Source organism: Microbacterium sp. K41, assembly GCF_004794395.1.
Taxonomy (GTDB): domain Bacteria; phylum Actinomycetota; class Actinomycetes; order Actinomycetales; family Microbacteriaceae; genus Microbacterium; species Microbacterium sufflavum.
The window spans coordinates 1-15,142 of record NZ_SSDO01000212.1 but is presented as its reverse complement, the minus strand read 5'-3'; the positions used below and the strand labels follow the sequence as shown (position 1 = coordinate 15,142).

Below are 15,142 nucleotides of genomic sequence, written 5' to 3'. Positions count from 1 at the left end.
GACCGCGCGGCGACGTCGCGCGGCCTCCGCGATCCGCGCGCCGTCCGGCAGTCGAGAGGTCGCCTGCGCGGTGACCACGTCGACCCATCCGTCGATCGTCGCGATGAGGTTCTCCAGCCGCGCGAGCGCCTCGCGCTGGGCCTCGGTCTGGGTGGGCAGCAGCGCGCCGCCCTCGATCGCGGCGCGCAGCTCCTCCGGGTCGGAGGGGTCGAGCCGGCTCGCCACGTCCTCCAGGGCGTCGACGTCCACCGTCACGCCGCGGGCGAAGTCGGTGATCTGCGCCATCACGTGCAGGTGCAGCCACTTGGCGTGCCGGTACAGCCGGGCGTACGCCAGCTCCCTCGTCGCGAGGTACAGCGCGATCTGGTCCTCCGGGATCTCCAGGCCCTCGCCGAACGCGGTCAGGTTCTGCGGGATCACGGCCGCGGTGCCGGCGGGGAGCACCGGGATCCCCACGTCACCGCCCGAGACGACCTCGAGCGACAGGTTGCCCAGCACCTGACCGAACTGCGCGGCGAACACCGAGCCGCCGAGTCCGCGCATCAGCCGCCCCGCGCCCTGCACCACGCCGCGCATCTCCTCCGGCACCTGCGTGTCCAGGGCCGAGGTCAGCGCGTCGGCGATGCTGGTCGACACGGGGCCGGCGATCTCCTTCCACACCGGCAACGTCTTCTCGACCCACTCGCCGCGGGTCATGGCGGTGGGCGCCTCGGCGAGCTCGGAGATCGTGGTCGCCTCGCCGAGCCAGAGGGTGGCGAGCGCGAAGGAGTCCGCGATCGAGGTGCGCGAGCCGTCGGAGATGCCCTGGCCCTCGCGGTTGGCGATGTGCAGCGCCTGCCGCAGCGCGTTCTCCCACGGGTCGCCGCCGAACGCACCCTGGAGCTGCGCCATGATCGTCTGCATCATCGCGGGGTCGAGCGTGAACCCGTCCATGCCCTGGAAGGCGTCCCGCAGCGCTTCCGGGTCGATGTCGCCGCCGCCCTGGTTCGAGAGCATCCGGCGCAGGAACTCCTGGAAGTCCTCCGGGTTCGGGTCGTTGTCTGCCATGTCGCTCGCCCTCTCAGCACGTCTGTAGCCGTGGCATCTACGCTAGTCACAGGTTTCAGTGCGTGACCCCGGTGCGGGCAGATCGCTGTACGCCGCTCGCGAACGACGGAGGAATGCTGTGGAACGACCGCGCGCAGGAAAGCTCGGACTCGGTGTCTGGGCGCTGATCGTCGCGCTCGCCGCCCTGGCGGTGCTCACCTTCCTGCCGTCGCCGTACGTGATCCAGCGTCCCGGTCCCGTGTACGACACCCTCGGCACCGCCAAGAACGCCGACGGCGAGCAGGTGCCGCTGATCAGCGTGGAGGGTGCGGAGACGTACGAGACGGGTGGCACGCTCGACCTCACGACGGTGCAGGTGGTCGGCAACCGCGAGCGCACGCCCAGCTGGTTCGAACTCGCGCTGGCCTGGCTCGACTCCTCGCGGGCGGTCGTCCCGCTCGACTCCGTGTTCCCGGAGGGGGTGACCACGGAGCAGCGCGACGAGCGCAACGCGACGCTCATGGTCGACTCGCAGCATGAGGCCACGGCTGCAGCGCTCAACGAGCTCGGCTACGACACCGGCGCGCAGGTGGTCGTCGTGGACGCGGTCGAGGACTCGCCGGCCGACGGACTGCTGGAACCCGACGATGTGATCACCGCAGTCGACGGCACGCCCGTCACCTCGGCCACCCGGTTGCGCGAGGCGATCCAGGATGCGGGTGGCGACCCCGTCGCCCTCACCGTGCAGCGCGATGGCGCGGAGCAGGTGGTGGAGGTGACGCCCGAGAAGCACGAGGAGGGCGGGACCACGACCTGGCTGGTCGGCATCACCCTGCGCACCGACTACGACTTCGAGATCGACGTGACCATCCAGCTCGACAACGTGGGCGGCCCGAGCGCCGGCATGATGTTCGCGCTGGGCATCATCGATACGCTCACGCCCGGCGAGCTCAACGGCGGCAAGGACGTCGCGGGAACGGGCACGATCGACGCGGAGGGCGACGTCGGCCCCATCGGTGGCATCCGGCAGAAGCTCTACGGTGCGCGCGACGCGGGTGCCGACTACTTCCTGGCTCCGGCGTCGAACTGCGACGAGGTGGTCGGGCACGTGCCCGATGGCCTGCAGGTGATCCGGACGGCGACGCTGGAGGAGTCGCTGGCGGCGTTGGACGTCATCGCGGACGGCGGGGACACGAGCGGACTCCCGACGTGCGAGATCCCGGCCACCTGAGCCGGGTGGCCTTCCGCGCCGTGACGTCGCCGTGACCGGCGTGACAGCCTGCGCACAGCCGCCCGTGCCTAGGATGGAGGGGTGACCTCGACCTCAGCCCCGAACCCGGCCACGCCACGAACCTCTCGACGAATCCTCGGCATCTCGCTGGTGATCATCGCCGCGCTGATCGCGGCGTTCTTCGTCTTCGCTTCGCTCTACACCGAATTCCTCTGGTTCGACCAGGTCGGGTTCACCGGCGTGCTGACCACGCAGTGGATCGCGACGGCGGTGATGTTCGTCGTCGGCTTCCTCGGCATGGCGGTCCCGCTGTTCGTCGTCATCCAGCTGGCCTACCGTCTGCGCCCGGTCTACGTGCGCCTGAGCTCGCAGCTCGACCGCTATCAGGAGGTCATCGAGCCGCTGCGCCGCCTGGCCATGTGGGGCATGCCCATCTTCTTCGGACTGTTCGCGGGCTTCGCGGCGGCGGGCAACTGGAAGACGGTGTGGCTCTGGGCGAACGGTGTCGCCACCGACACGGTCGACCCGCAGTTCGGCGTCGACACGGGCTTCTACATGTTCGCGATGCCGTTCTACTCGATCCTGCTCGCGTTCGTGTCGGCCGTGCTGCTGCTGTGCCTGCTGGTCACCGCGCTCGTGTCGTACCTGTACGGCTCCGTGCGCATCGGCCAGGGCGAGCTGCGCATCTCCAAGCCGGCGCGCATCCAGCTCGCCGTGATCGCAGGCCTCTATCTCCTGGTGCAGGCCGCGAGCCTCTGGCTCGACCGCTTCAAGACCCTCGTCACGCCGGACGACCGCATCACGGGTGCCGCGTACACCGGTGTGAACGCGACGATCCCCGGCCTGGCGATCCTCGCGATCATCGCCGCCGTGGTCGCGATCCTCTTCTTCGTCACGGCCGTCATCGGGCGCTGGCGGTTCCCGCTCGCCGCGACGGCGCTGCTCATCGTGGCCTCGCTGGTCGTGGGCGTCGGCTACCCCTGGGTGGTCACCACCTTCCAGGTGAAGCCGAACCAGAACGCGTACCAGGCGGAGTACTACCAGCGGAACATCGACGGCACGAAGGAGGCCTACGGGGTCGCGAACCTCGAGACCACCGCCTTCGAGGCCGAGACCGACGCGGCGGCCGGCCAGCTGCGGGCCGACGCCGAGACCACGGCGTCGATCCGCATCATGGACCCGAAGGTCATCCCGCCGACCGTGCGTCAGCTCGAGCAGTACCGTGGCTACTACCAGTTCCAGACCACGATGGACGTCGACCGCTATGAGATCGACGGCGTCATGCAGGACACGGTGGTCTCGGTGCGCGACCTCGACATGTCGGGCCTCGGTGACGGCGACAACTGGAACAACCGCGTCGCGGTCTACACCCACGGCTACGGCCTCGTGGCCGCGGCGGGCAACCAGCGCACGAGCGACGGTGAGCCGGTGTTCCTCGAGCGCGGCATCCCGAGCTCGGGCTTCCTGACCGACCGCGAGAACTTCGAGCCGCGCGTCTACTTCGGCGAGAACTCCCCGGAGTACTCCATCGTCGGCGCCCCGGAGGGCTCCGAGCCGGCGGAGATCGACTACCCGCGCGGCAAGGACGGCTCGAGCGAGACGAAGACGACCTTCGACGGCGACGGCGGTCCGAAGATCGGCGACACGTTCACGAAGCTGCTCTACGCGCTGAAGTTCCAGTCGGAGCAGATCCTGTTCTCGAACCTGGTGAACGACGAGTCGCAGATCCTGTACGACCGCGACCCGAAGACGCGCGTGCAGAAGGTCGCCCCGTACCTCGAGCTCGACAGCGACCCGTACCCGAGCGTCGTGGACGGTCGCATCGTCTGGATCGTGGATGGCTACACCACCAGCTCCACGTACCCCTACTCGACGAGCGTGAGCCTGTCCGACGCGATCGCCGACTCGAACGTCACCTCGCCCTCGCTCGCGATCGACGACATCAACTACATCCGCAACTCGGTCAAGGCCACCGTCGACGCCTACGACGGCTCGGTCACGCTCTACGCGTGGGACGAGGAGGACCCGGTGCTGCAGACGTGGCAGAAGGTGTACCCGTCGACGCTCAAGCCGATCAGCGACATGTCGGGCGAGCTCATGAGCCACGTGCGCTACCCGACCGACCTGTTCAAGGTGCAGCGCGACATCCTCGGCATTTACCACGTCGACAAGGCCGGCTCGTTCGCGCAGCAGGACAACCGCTGGCAGACGCCGAACGACCCGCGCAGCGAGGCGATGCTGCAGCCGCCGTACTACCTGACGATGCAGATGCCCGGTCAGGACCAGCCCCGGTTCTCGATGTTCTCGACCTTCATCCCGGCGTCGCAGGGCGCGGGAGGCAGCCGAGACGTGCTGATGGGCTACCTCGCGGTGGACTCGGACGCCGGGTCGGAGAAGGGCGTGAAGGCCGACGGGTACGGGCAATTGCGCATGCTCGAGATCGACACCGACACCACGGTGCCCGGCCCCGGTCAGGTGCAGAACACCTACAACTCGGACACCGCCGTGGTGCCCCAGCTGAACCTCCTCCAGCAGGGGGAGTCCGAGGTGATCTACGGCAACCTGCTCACGCTGCCCGTCGGCGGCGGTCTGCTCTACGTGCAGCCGGTGTACGTGCAGTCGTCGGAGGGCACGCAGCTGCCGCGTCTGCAGAAGGTGCTGGTCGCGTTCGGCGACCGGGTCGCGTTCGAGAACACGCTCACCGAGGCGCTCGACACGCTGTTCGGCGGTGACTCCGGTGCGACCGGCGGTGATGACGAGGTCGAGCCGACGGATCCGGGCACCGATCCGGGCACGACGGATCCGGACACGGGGGAGACCCCGACCGAGCCGACCGCGCCGACGGACGCCCAGGCCGACGCGCTGGCTGCCGCGCAGCAGGCCCTGCTCGACCGGCAGGCCGCGCTGGCCGAGGGTGACCTCGAGAAGTTCGGTGAGGCCGACAAGCGCCTCACGGCGGCCGTCGAGAAGCTCCTGGAGCTGGAGGGCGCCGCGGGGCAGTGATCCTGCGAGGCTGAGACGAATGGGCGTCCCTGCGGGGGCGCCCATTCGCGTATCCGCCGGACGGACAGAGGGCGGGCGGGGCCAGCGCGCGCAGGGAAAGGCGAAGGCCCCTGATCGGATTTCTCCTGATCAGGGGCCTTCTCTTGTTGCGGGGACAGGATTTGAACCTGCGACCTCCGGGTTATGAGCCCGGCGAGCTACCGAACTGCTCCACCCCGCGGCACAAGAAGTAACTTATCACGGATTCCGAGGGTCGTCGAATCGAGCGCGGGAGTCCCGGGGGTGCGAGAGGATGGGGCCATGTCCGAGACCGCCGTCGCCGTCGCCGTGTGCCAGTTCGCCCCGACCGCCTCCCGCGAGGACAACCGCGACACGATTGCGGCGCTCACCGCCGAGGCGGCGGCGCGTGGCGCGAAGCTCGTCGTGTTCCCGGAGTACGCGAGCTACTTCGTCGACCCGCTCGACGAGAGTCTCGCCACGCACGCGGAGACACTCGACGGCGACTTCGTGTCCACGCTCACCGCTCTCGCGGGGGAGTACGCGGTCGTGATCGTCGCCGGGCTCGTGGAGCGGGCGTCCACCGAGGGGCACGTGCGCAACGCCGTCGTGGCCGTGGACGGGAGCGGCGTGCTCGCGGTCTACCGGAAGCAGCACCTGTACGACGCCTTCGGTCAGACCGAGTCCGACTGGATCGAGGCCGGCGAACTGACGGAGCCCGCGGTGTTCGAGGTCGCGGGGCTGCGCTTCGGGCTGCTCACGTGTTACGACCTCCGGTTCCCCGAGGTCGCCCGGCTCCTGGCGGTCGCGGGCGTCGACGCACTGGTCGTCCCGGCGGAGTGGGTGCGCGGTCCGCTCAAGGAGCATCACTGGACGACGCTGCTCGCGGCGCGGGCGATCGAGAACACGGTCTATGCGGTGGCGGCCGATCACCCGGCACCGATCGGGGTCGGGCATTCGCAGATCGTGGATCCGCAGGGGGTCGTCCTGGCCGGAGTGGGCAGCGCGCCCGGCATGGCGGTCGGCGTGGTGGAGCGCTCGGCCGTCGAGCGGGTGCGGCAGGTGAACCCGGCGCTGCGCCTGCGCCGCTACGACGTCGTGCCGCGCTGAGGACGCGCGTCAGGCGGAGGCGAGGCGGCGGGCGGCCTCCTCGAGCACCTCGGTGCGTTTGCAGGCGGCGAAACGCACGAGTCCGGCGTAGTCGGCCCGATGCTCGGCCGACACGAAGGCCGTGAGAGGAATCGCGACGACGCCCGCCCGCTCCGGGAGGGTGCGGCAGAACGCCGCGGCATCCGACCCGCCGAGTGTGCTGGCGTCGGCCACCGTGAAGTACCCGCCCCGGGGCGCGTGCACCACGAAGCCCGCGGCGCGCAGGCCGTCCCCGAGGATCTCGTGCTTGTGGGCCAGCGTGGTGGTGGCGTCGCGGAAGAACGCGTCGTCGAGGCGGAGTCCCCGTGCCACAGCCGGCTGGAACGGTGAGCCGTTCACATACGTGAGGTATTGCTTCACGGTCAGGACGGCGGTGATGAGCGCCGCAGGTCCGTGCACCCAGCCGATCTTCCATCCCGTGGCCGAGAAGGTCTTGCCCGCGGACGAGATGGTCAGCGTGCGCTCGGCCGCGCCGGGCAGGGTCGCGATCGGCGTGTGCGGGCCGTCGAAGGTCAGATGCTCGTACACCTCGTCGGTGACGATGACGGCGTCGTGGAGCTCAGCCAGCCGGACGATCTCGGCCAGCACCTCGGGGCCGAACACCGCTCCGGTCGGATTGTGAGGGTCGTTGACGAGGATGAGGCGCGTGCGGTCGGTGACGGTCGCGGCGAGCTGTGCGAGATCGGGCTGGAAGTCCGGCGCGCGCAGGGGGACGGTCCGCAGCCGGGCCCCGGCCAGGGCGACCGCTGCGGCGTAGGAGTCGTAGTACGGCTCGAACACCACGACCTCGTCGTCGGGGCCGTCGATCAGTGCCAAGAGCGTCGCGGTGAGCGCCTCGGTCGCGCCTGCTGTGACGATGACCTCGGTGTCCGGGTCGACCTCGAGACCGTAGAACCGCCGCTGGTGCTCGGAGATCGCGGTGAGCAGGTCGGGGAGGCCTCGTCCCGGCGGGTACTGATTGGCGCCGGAGGCGATCGCTGCCCTCGCTGCCTCGAGCACCTCCGCGGACCCGTCCTCGTCGGGGAAGCCCTGGCCGAGGTTGATCGCGCCGGTTCTGGCCGCCGCGGCGGACATCTCTGCGAAGATGGTGGGCGCGACGGTCCCGTCTGCGGACAGCAGGCCCGCACCGGCCGCCGTGCGCTGCCATGCGCCAGGTATGACACTCATGAAGAACAGGCTAAGGCCATAGCCGAAACTCACGCTCGACATACGAAACGCACAGGCACACGCGCCATCCTGAAGGGGCGTCGAAGGAGCAGACACCATGAACGAAGACAACCCCCAGGACCACACCGCACCCGCGTCGAACGATGCCGTGCCCACCCCGCCCGTCCCGCCGATCCCGTCCGGTGACGGGCACTCGACCGCCGCCGGCCCGACCGCACCGAACGCGAACCACACGTCGGGGCCCGCGCCCGCGCAGGGACACGAGGTGCCGTCGACGTTCGCGTCGCACGCCCCGGTCGCCCCGATCGTCGCGCCGGTTCCGCAGGGCCTCGCTGCGCCGGGCTCGACCCCGAACGCTCCGGGCGCCGCATTCGGCGTCCCGGCCACCGCACCCTCCGGCGCCCACGCGCCGTCCGACGGCAACGCCCCCGCGGCGACGAAGGAGAAGTCCCGCGGAGGAACGCGCATCGCCGCGTTCGTCGTGGCGGCCGCCCTCGTGGGAGGTGTCGCCGGGTTCGGCGGCGGTGCGCTTCTCACGGGCCTGCAGGATCGCCCGTCGTCCGGCACCGCGCAGGGCCCGCAGACCGTCACCGTGAACAACCCCGGATCGGTCAACGAGACCACGGCCGTCGCCACCGCCGCCCTCCCCTCCGTCGTCACGATCGAGGTCGCGGGATCGCAGGAGGCCGGCAGCGGCTCCGGTGTGATCATCAGCAAGGACGGCTACGTGCTCACCAACACGCACGTCGTGACGCTCGGCGGTGCCGTGGCCGACCCGACCATCCGGGTGACCGCATCGGACGGCCGCATCTACGACGCCACCGTCGTGGGCACCGACCCGATCTACGACCTCGCGGTCATCAAGCTCACCGACGCGAAGGACCTCACCCCGATCGAGTTCGCCGACTCGTCGAAGCTCAACGTCGGAGACACCGCGGTCGCGCTCGGCGCCCCGCTCGGCCTGGCGAACTCGGTCACGACCGGTATCGTGAGCGCGCTGAACCGCAGCATCCAGATCGCCTCGTCGGCGCTGCCGGACTCCTCGTCCGAGGATGCGCCGGAGCAGCAGTCGCCGCAGGAGGGCCAGGGCCCGTTCCAGTTCGACATCCCGGGCAGCGGCGGCCAGCAGACGACGGACTCCATCTCGGTGGCCGTGATCCAGACGGACGCCGCGATCAACCACGGCAACTCCGGCGGTGCGCTCGTCAACAGCAAGGGCGAGCTGATCGGGATCAACGTCGCGATCGCCAGCTCGGGCAACTCCGAGGACTCGGGATCGATCGGCATCGGCTTCGCGATCCCCTCGAACATCGCCAAGCGCGTGTCCGAGGAGATCATCGCCGACGGTGCCGCCACGCACGGGCTGCTCGGCGCCTCGGTCCGCGACGCCTCGGGTGTTGAGGGAGCCACGGTGTCCGGGGCGTACATCGCCGACGTCACGCCCGGGGGCGCCGCGGCGGACGCCGGTCTGAAGGCCGATGACGTGGTCACCGAGTTCAACGGCGTCCCCATCACGGGCGCCACCGACCTCACCGCGCAGGTGCGCGCGGCGGCTGCGGGCAGCAAGGCCACCGTCACGTACGTGCGCGGCGGCAAGGAGTACGACGTCGACCTGACGCTCGGGACGCTCGCCGGCTGAGGCACCCTGCTCCGGACGGAGGGACGCCACCTCGCGCGATAGGCTCGCGGGGTGGCGTCCTTCTCTTTCGGCACCGGCAATGCGGCCAAGTTGCTCCGCATCCCGCTGTACGCCCTCGGACGCCTCGGCACACTGCTCGTCCCCCGGGGCCGGCGCTGGGTCTTCGGCTGCGGCGCCGGGATCGGCGACGGAGCTCTTGCGCTCCAACGTCACGCCGCCGCTCTCGGTCACGACACGCTCTGGCTCACGGCCGACGACCGCGAGGCGCGCGACGCCGCTGCGCTGGGCATCCGCACCGTTCCCCGCTCGGGGCTGCGCGGCTGGTGGGCGACCGCGCGGGCCGGAGTCGTTGTGGTCACGCACGGACTCGGTGATGTGAACCGGTACGCGAACGGCGGTGCGTTCGTGGTGCAGCTGTGGCACGGCATCCCGCTCAAGCGCATCGGGCTCGACTCGCCCGCGACGACACAGGTTCCGCCGGTTCCGGGTGCCCCGCTGCTGCGGCGCCTCATCGGGGTGCTCTACCGCGCAACGGCGCAGCGCATCCGTGTGCTGCCCGCGGCGTCCGACCGGGCCCGCGGGCGCCTGGAGTCGGCATTCGGACTGGGCGACGACCGGGTCGTGGTGACCGGCGAGCCGCGCGTGGACGTGCTGTCCGCCGGCACCGAGGCGGAACGCCGCGCGGCGGCGCGCGCCGTGCTGGTCGGTGCCGCGGGGGAGTTGCCGCCCGCCGCGCGGGTGCTGCTGTATGCGCCGACGTGGCGTGACGGCGCTCCCGATCCGTCCGTCCCGACCGCTCAAGAGTGGATCGAGGTCGTGCGGCTGCTGGAGCGCCACGATGCTGTGCTCCTGGTGCGGTCGCACCCCCTGGGCGCCGGCTCCTACGCGCCGCCCCTGCCGACCGCCAGGGTCCGGATGTTGCCGAGCGCGGTGCTCCCCGATGTGACACCGGCTCTCGCCGCGGTCGACGTGCTGGTCACGGACTACTCGTCGCTGGCGTACGACGTCGGACTGCTGCGCATGCCGGTCGCGTTCCTGGCGCCCGACGCGGAGGAGTACGCCCGCACCCGGGGCTTCTATGGACGCTACGCGGATGTCGCCAGGACCGGTGCGGCCGAGGGATGGCAGGCGCTGCTGTCGGAGCTCGACGCGCTCCTGGGGGATCCCGCCGCCTTCGCCGATGCCGCGACGCGGTCCGCTACGCTCAGCGCGGAGATGCACGCGTTCCGCGACGGGGAGAACACCCGTCGCGTCTACCGGGCGATCCGCTCGCGGGGTGTGCCCGCGCCGAAGGGAGCAGCATGACGACGGCCCGCATCGATGTCGAGGCGGAGGCGCTGATCATCGCCGGGCCCGGCCAGCGACCCGGTATCGCCGAGCTCGCAGGACCGCGGGCGCGGGTGTCCGCCCGCCTGACCGGTGGCGGCAAGACGTGGAAGGCGACGTTCCCGCTGCGGGCGTCGCGGTGGGGCGGGCCCGAGCTGCCGCTGCCGTCGGGCGAGTACGCGCTGTCGATCGAGGGCGTGGATGTGACGGAACTCCGCATCGCTCCCGTCGTCCTGCGCGGCGTGCGGATCGCGGTCGACGGCGCCACGGTGCGCATCGCGGCGCCGATCGATCCGGTGTACGACACCCCGGAGGGGCGATCGACGCTCGAGGAGCGCTACGTGTCGCAGGCCGGCGGCACCGAGAACGCGGTGTTCTTCGAGAGCTTCTACGGCCGCAGCGTCGGCTGCAACCCGCGGGCCATCGACCGCGAGCTCGCGCAGCGGGCACCGGAGGTGCGGCGCTACTGGAGCGTGGTCGATCTGTCGGTCGCCGTGCCCGATGGTGCGATCGCGGTGGTGGAGGGCAGCCCGGAGTGGTGGCGTGCCCGCGGTGCCGCACGTCTGCTGATCGTGAACGACTGGCTGCGCCGACGGTTCGCGCGCAAGCCGGGACAGAAGGTGCTGCAGACGTGGCACGGCACCCCGCTCAAGCGGCTCGCCCTGCACCGCCCCGGCTTCGACCCGCGCCGCATGGCGGCCGTGGTGAAGGAGTCCAGGCGGTGGGACGTGCTGCTGGCGCAGAACACCTACGCCGAGCGCATCCTCCGCAAGGCCTACGCGTTCTTCGGTCGTCCGATCTGGGTCGACGGCTACCCCCGCAACGACGCGCTGATCACGGGCGACCCTGCGGCGGTGCGTGCGGCGCTCGGCATCGGCGACGAGGAGCGCGTGCTGCTGTACGCGCCCACCTGGCGTGACGACCGCGCGGAGATGGTCGACTTCGTCGACCCCGAGCTCCTCGCCCGTCAGGCGAACGCGGTGGTGCTCGTCCGCGGGCACTCCCGCACGCTCGAGCAGGGGAGGGACAGGGCAGGGGCCCGTGTGATCGATGTCACGGGCTACCCGGAGACATCCCAGTTGCTGCTTGCCGCCGACGCCCTCGTCACCGACTACTCGTCCGTGATGTTCGACTTCAGCGTGACCGGCAAGCCGCTCTACTTCCTGGTCCCCGACCTCGACCACTACCGCGGGCAGCTGCGCGGGTTCTACTTCGACCTCGCCGAGCGGGCTCCCGGTCCGCTGGTGCGCACGCAGGACGAGCTGGTGGCTGCGCTCGACGATCCCGAGCACGAGCAGAGGTACGCGGAGCGCTATGCGGCGTGGCGTCGGCAGTTCAACACGCGCGACGACGGGCACGCGGCGCGACGGGTCGTCGACCGCATCCTCGACCTGGGGTTCGTGACCCGCTGATCACCCCGCAGGTCAGGGCAGCGGCGTGTTGCGGCTGCCCAGGCGCGAGGCGTCCACCGTGTCTCTGGCACCGCGCAGCACGCCGGTCAGGAACCCGAGCCCCCAGGACAGGTGCATGGTGGGCAGCACCGCGAGAGTCCACAGCCGTTGCCGCAGGTCTCCGCCGCCGCGCGCACAGGCGACGGCCACCACGAGCAGGACGTACAGGACGATCGGACCGTAGACGAGCACGGACGCCAGGATCGACGCCACCCCGCCGAGCACGCCCGTGAGCTGCAGCACGCCGACGACCACCGCCAGCACCACGAGCAGCACGAGGGCGGGCGGCGCGAAGTAGCGGAGGCCGTTGCTGCGGCCGAACCGCCGGACGAGCTCCCCACGCCACGCCCCGGTCGCCCGGAACTGTCGCGCCAGGCGCAGCCAGTTCTCGCGCGGCCAGTAGGTGACGGACAGCTCCGGGTCGAACCAGACCGCGTGGCCCGCCTGCCGGATGCGCAGGTTGAGCTCCCAGTCCTCGCCGCGGCGGATGGTCTCGTCGAACAGGCCGACCTCGTCGAGCACCGCGCGGCGCATCACCCCGAGGTAGGCCGACTCGGCCTCGCCCTCGGTGCGGCCTCCGTGGTACGCGCCTCCGCCGAGTCCGACGGGGGAGTTGTAGAGCCGGGCGACGGCCTTCTGGAACGGCGTGCGGCCCTCCGCGTGCATGACGCCGCCCACGTTCGCCGCTCGCGTGCGTGCGAGCGTCTGCAGGGCGTGGGCCGCGTAGCCGGGGGCGAGTTCGGAGTGCGCGTCGACCCGAACGATCGTGGGGTAGCGGCTTGCGCGGATGGCGGCGTTGAGCCCGACCGGGATGTGGGCGGCGGGGTTCTCGACGAGCCGGATGCGGTCGTCGGCGGCGGCCAGACCGCGTGCAAGCTCGGTCGTGCCGTCGGAGGAGGGCCCGAGAGCGAGGACCAGCTCGGTCGGACCCCCGACCTCCTGCGCGAGGACGGACTCGACCGCGTGCCGAAGGTAGGCGCGCTCGTTGAGCACCGGCATCACGAACGACACTCCGGTCGCGGGGTCGGTCGTCTTCTCTGGGGGCACACGTCGATCATGTCACGGCGGCTCCCTCGCTGGCTGAGGGCTGTCCACCGCTCGCGTCCCTCCGCCGGGAGGGGCGCGAGCGACGAACTATCCTGGAGGGATGGGTGCACTGTCTGATGCGAAGAAGGCCTACCGTCTGCTGCGACGGGCACTCGAGTCCCGCTCTGCCGTGCAGCGCGTGCGCCGTCGGCTCGCCGAACGGGAACCCTACCCGCCCGAGCACTTCCAGATCGCGGTGTACTTCGCCGACGGTGCGGTCAACATGTACCAGATGCGCCAGTGGTACCGACCCCTCGCGGAGCTCTCGAAGCGCTGGCCCGTCGTGGTGCTCTCGCGCCAGGCGACAGGAGCCGAGAAGCTGCTCGACGAAGATGCGCCTCCCGTCGCGTTCGTCCCGAAGGTGCGCGATCTGGAGCGTTTCATCGCGACGCAGGACATCCGCATCGTGCTGTACGTCAACCAGAACACCCGGAACTTCCAGATGTTCCGCTACGGTCGCCGCTGGCACGTGTTCATCAACCACGGCGAGTCCGACAAGATGTACATGACCACGAATCAATACAAGGCGTACGACTGGGCGTTCGTGGCAGGGCAGGCCGCCCGCGACCGGCTGTCGCGCACGCTGTGGGACTACGACGTGGACCGTCGCACGATCGAGATCGGCCGCCCGCAGGCCGACCACTACTCGGGCGTGCTGCCCTACGCACCCGACGACAGGATCGTGGTGCTCTACGCGCCGACGTGGGAGGGCGACCGGCCGAGCGCCCACTACGGGTCGATCGCCTCCCACGGCGAGGCGCTCGTGTCGGCGCTGCTCGCGAGCGGCCGTCATCGTGTGATCTACCGGCCCCATCCGCGCAGCGGTGTAGTGGACGAGGCCTACGGTGCCGCGCACCGCCGGATCCTCGCGGCGATCGCCGCCGCCAACGCGGCCGATCCAGCCGCGCAGCACGTGTACGACGACGGTCCCGAGCTGGGGTGGCAGCTCGCGGCGGCCGATGTCGCGGTGGTCGACATCTCCGCGATGGTCTACGACCGGCTCGCAGCCGGCAAGCCGCTGATGATCACCCGCCCCGTCGACCCGGAGGCCGCCGTCGACACCACCGGCTACCTCTCCGATTGCGAGTGGCTGACGGTCGAGGGTGCGACTGACATCGTCTCCGAGGTCGACCGGGTGCGGGCCGACGAGGCGGCCGTCGCGCGGCTGCGCATGTGGGTGCAGCACTACTTCGGCGACACCACCCCCGGAGTCGCGACCGCGAAGTTCCACGGGGCGATCGAACAGCTCATGCAGGAGTGGGATCGCTGGCGCGCCCACGAGGTGGGAACCGTGCGCGACGATCAGAACGACGACGACGAGGAAGCCGAGGACGAGGACGCATGAGCCTCGATCTGCCGCGCACCGCCGCAGTCGCCTCCCGACTCGTGGTCGTCGAGGCCACCGGCTCGACGAATGCCGACCTGCGCGCTTCCGCGGCCGATCAGCGGGCCTGGCCGCACCTGTCCGTGCTCGTCACGGAGGATCAGACGGCGGGGCGCGGACGCCTGGATCGCACCTGGGTCGCGCCGGCCGGTACCGCGCTCGCGGTCTCGGTGCTCCTCCGTGACCTTCCCCGTGATCCGGCTGTTCGCGGCTGGATCCCGCTCGCCGCCGGGCTCGCACTGGCCGATGCGGTCGCCGCACAGCTGCCCGCCTGCGAGGTCGCCGTGAAGTGGCCCAATGACGTGCTGGTCGACGGTGCGAAGATCTCCGGGATCCTGGCGGAGGCGACGGCCGACGCCGTGGTGGTCGGCGCAGGGGTGAACACGCGCATGTCGCGGGAGCAGCTGCCGGTGCCGACAGCCACCTCGTTCGCAGCGCAGGACGCCGCCGTCGACGAGGACCTGCTGCTCGTCACCTACCTCACGGGGCTCGACCAGTGGCTGACGGCGCTCGCCGCGGGGGAGGACGCCCTCACCAGTGGCCTGCACGCCGCGGTGACGGCGCGCTGTGCGACCGTCGGCCAGGCGGTGCGCGTCTCGTTGCCCGACGGCAGCTCGCTCGAAGGAACCGCCGGCGCCCTCGACCCGGACGGGCGGCTGCTCGTGGTCGCCGACGGCGCGACG

General features: G+C 70.9%; 11 protein-coding genes and 1 tRNA gene. 8 read left to right on the top strand and 4 right to left on the bottom strand.

Translation table 11 applies throughout. From position 1 onward, the window contains the following. Positions 1–1,047, bottom strand: a 1,047-nt coding sequence (locus tag DW309_RS05770) for a zinc-dependent metalloprotease (RefSeq protein WP_136035595.1), incomplete at its 3' end; no start/stop codon positions are given. Positions 1,048–1,165: 118 nt separating this feature from the next. Between DW309_RS05770 and DW309_RS05765 the strand changes: the two genes are divergently transcribed. Both DW309_RS05765 and DW309_RS05760 read left to right on the top strand, forming a co-directional pair. Continuing rightward, the gene (locus DW309_RS05765) at positions 1,166–2,257 is read left to right on the top strand and encodes a YlbL family protein (protein WP_136035596.1); all 1,092 of its coding nucleotides are present in this window, start codon (positions 1,166–1,168) and stop codon (positions 2,255–2,257) included. An 81-nt stretch (positions 2,258–2,338) separates the two neighbouring features. Next, a complete protein-coding gene (locus DW309_RS05760; protein ID WP_136029959.1) occupies positions 2,339–5,260 on the top strand; it encodes a UPF0182 family membrane protein in 2,922 nt (973 codons plus the stop codon). A 146-nt stretch (positions 5,261–5,406) separates the two neighbouring features. Here the strand turns inward: DW309_RS05760 and DW309_RS05755 are convergent. Continuing rightward, positions 5,407–5,480 (bottom strand) — tRNA-Met (locus DW309_RS05755). A gap of 80 nt (positions 5,481–5,560) precedes the next feature. On the opposite strand from DW309_RS05755, the gene DW309_RS05750 reads away from it, so the two are divergent. Next, the gene (locus DW309_RS05750) at positions 5,561–6,367 is read left to right on the top strand and encodes a carbon-nitrogen hydrolase family protein (protein WP_136044825.1); all 807 of its coding nucleotides are present in this window, start codon (positions 5,561–5,563) and stop codon (positions 6,365–6,367) included. Between the two features lie 9 nt (positions 6,368–6,376). Here the strand turns inward: DW309_RS05750 and DW309_RS05745 are convergent, their stop codons facing one another. Then, positions 6,377–7,573: an aminotransferase class I/II-fold pyridoxal phosphate-dependent enzyme gene (locus DW309_RS05745; RefSeq protein ID WP_136044824.1), complete on the bottom strand. Its 1,197-nt coding sequence runs from the start codon at positions 7,571–7,573 to the stop codon at positions 6,377–6,379. 97 nt (positions 7,574–7,670) lie between these two features. On the opposite strand from DW309_RS05745, the gene DW309_RS05740 reads away from it, so the two are divergent. Genes DW309_RS05740 through DW309_RS05730 form a run of 3 tightly spaced genes read left to right on the top strand, consistent with a single transcriptional unit; the run spans position 7,671 to position 11,950 of the window. Then, complete coding sequence (locus tag DW309_RS05740) at positions 7,671–9,212, top strand: S1C family serine protease (RefSeq protein WP_136044823.1); 1,542 nt, start codon at positions 7,671–7,673, stop codon at positions 9,210–9,212. Between the two features lie 51 nt (positions 9,213–9,263). Further along, positions 9,264–10,517 carry a CDP-glycerol glycerophosphotransferase family protein gene (locus DW309_RS05735; protein WP_136044822.1) on the top strand — a complete coding sequence of 418 codons (1,254 nt, stop codon included), beginning with the start codon at positions 9,264–9,266 and terminating at the stop codon, positions 10,515–10,517. Next, complete coding sequence (locus DW309_RS05730) at positions 10,514–11,950, top strand: CDP-glycerol glycerophosphotransferase family protein (protein ID WP_136044821.1); 1,437 nt, start codon at positions 10,514–10,516, stop codon at positions 11,948–11,950. The genes DW309_RS05735 and DW309_RS05730 overlap by 4 nt, the downstream gene beginning before the upstream one ends. Before the next feature lie 12 nt (positions 11,951–11,962). Here the strand turns inward: DW309_RS05730 and DW309_RS05725 are convergent, their stop codons facing one another. Then, positions 11,963–12,988 carry a glycosyltransferase family 2 protein gene (locus DW309_RS05725; protein WP_136044826.1) on the bottom strand — a complete coding sequence of 342 codons (1,026 nt, stop codon included), beginning with the start codon at positions 12,986–12,988 and terminating at the stop codon, positions 11,963–11,965. 148 nt (positions 12,989–13,136) lie between these two features. Between DW309_RS05725 and DW309_RS05720 the strand changes: the two genes are divergently transcribed. Both DW309_RS05720 and DW309_RS05715 read left to right on the top strand, forming a co-directional pair. Next, the gene (locus DW309_RS05720; RefSeq protein ID WP_136035935.1) at positions 13,137–14,420 is read left to right on the top strand and encodes a CDP-glycerol glycerophosphotransferase family protein; all 1,284 of its coding nucleotides are present in this window, start codon (positions 13,137–13,139) and stop codon (positions 14,418–14,420) included. Further along, the coding region (locus DW309_RS05715) for a biotin--[acetyl-CoA-carboxylase] ligase (protein WP_136044820.1) at positions 14,417–15,142 on the top strand (726 nt) is incomplete at its 3' end. The genes DW309_RS05720 and DW309_RS05715, both read left to right, overlap by 4 nt.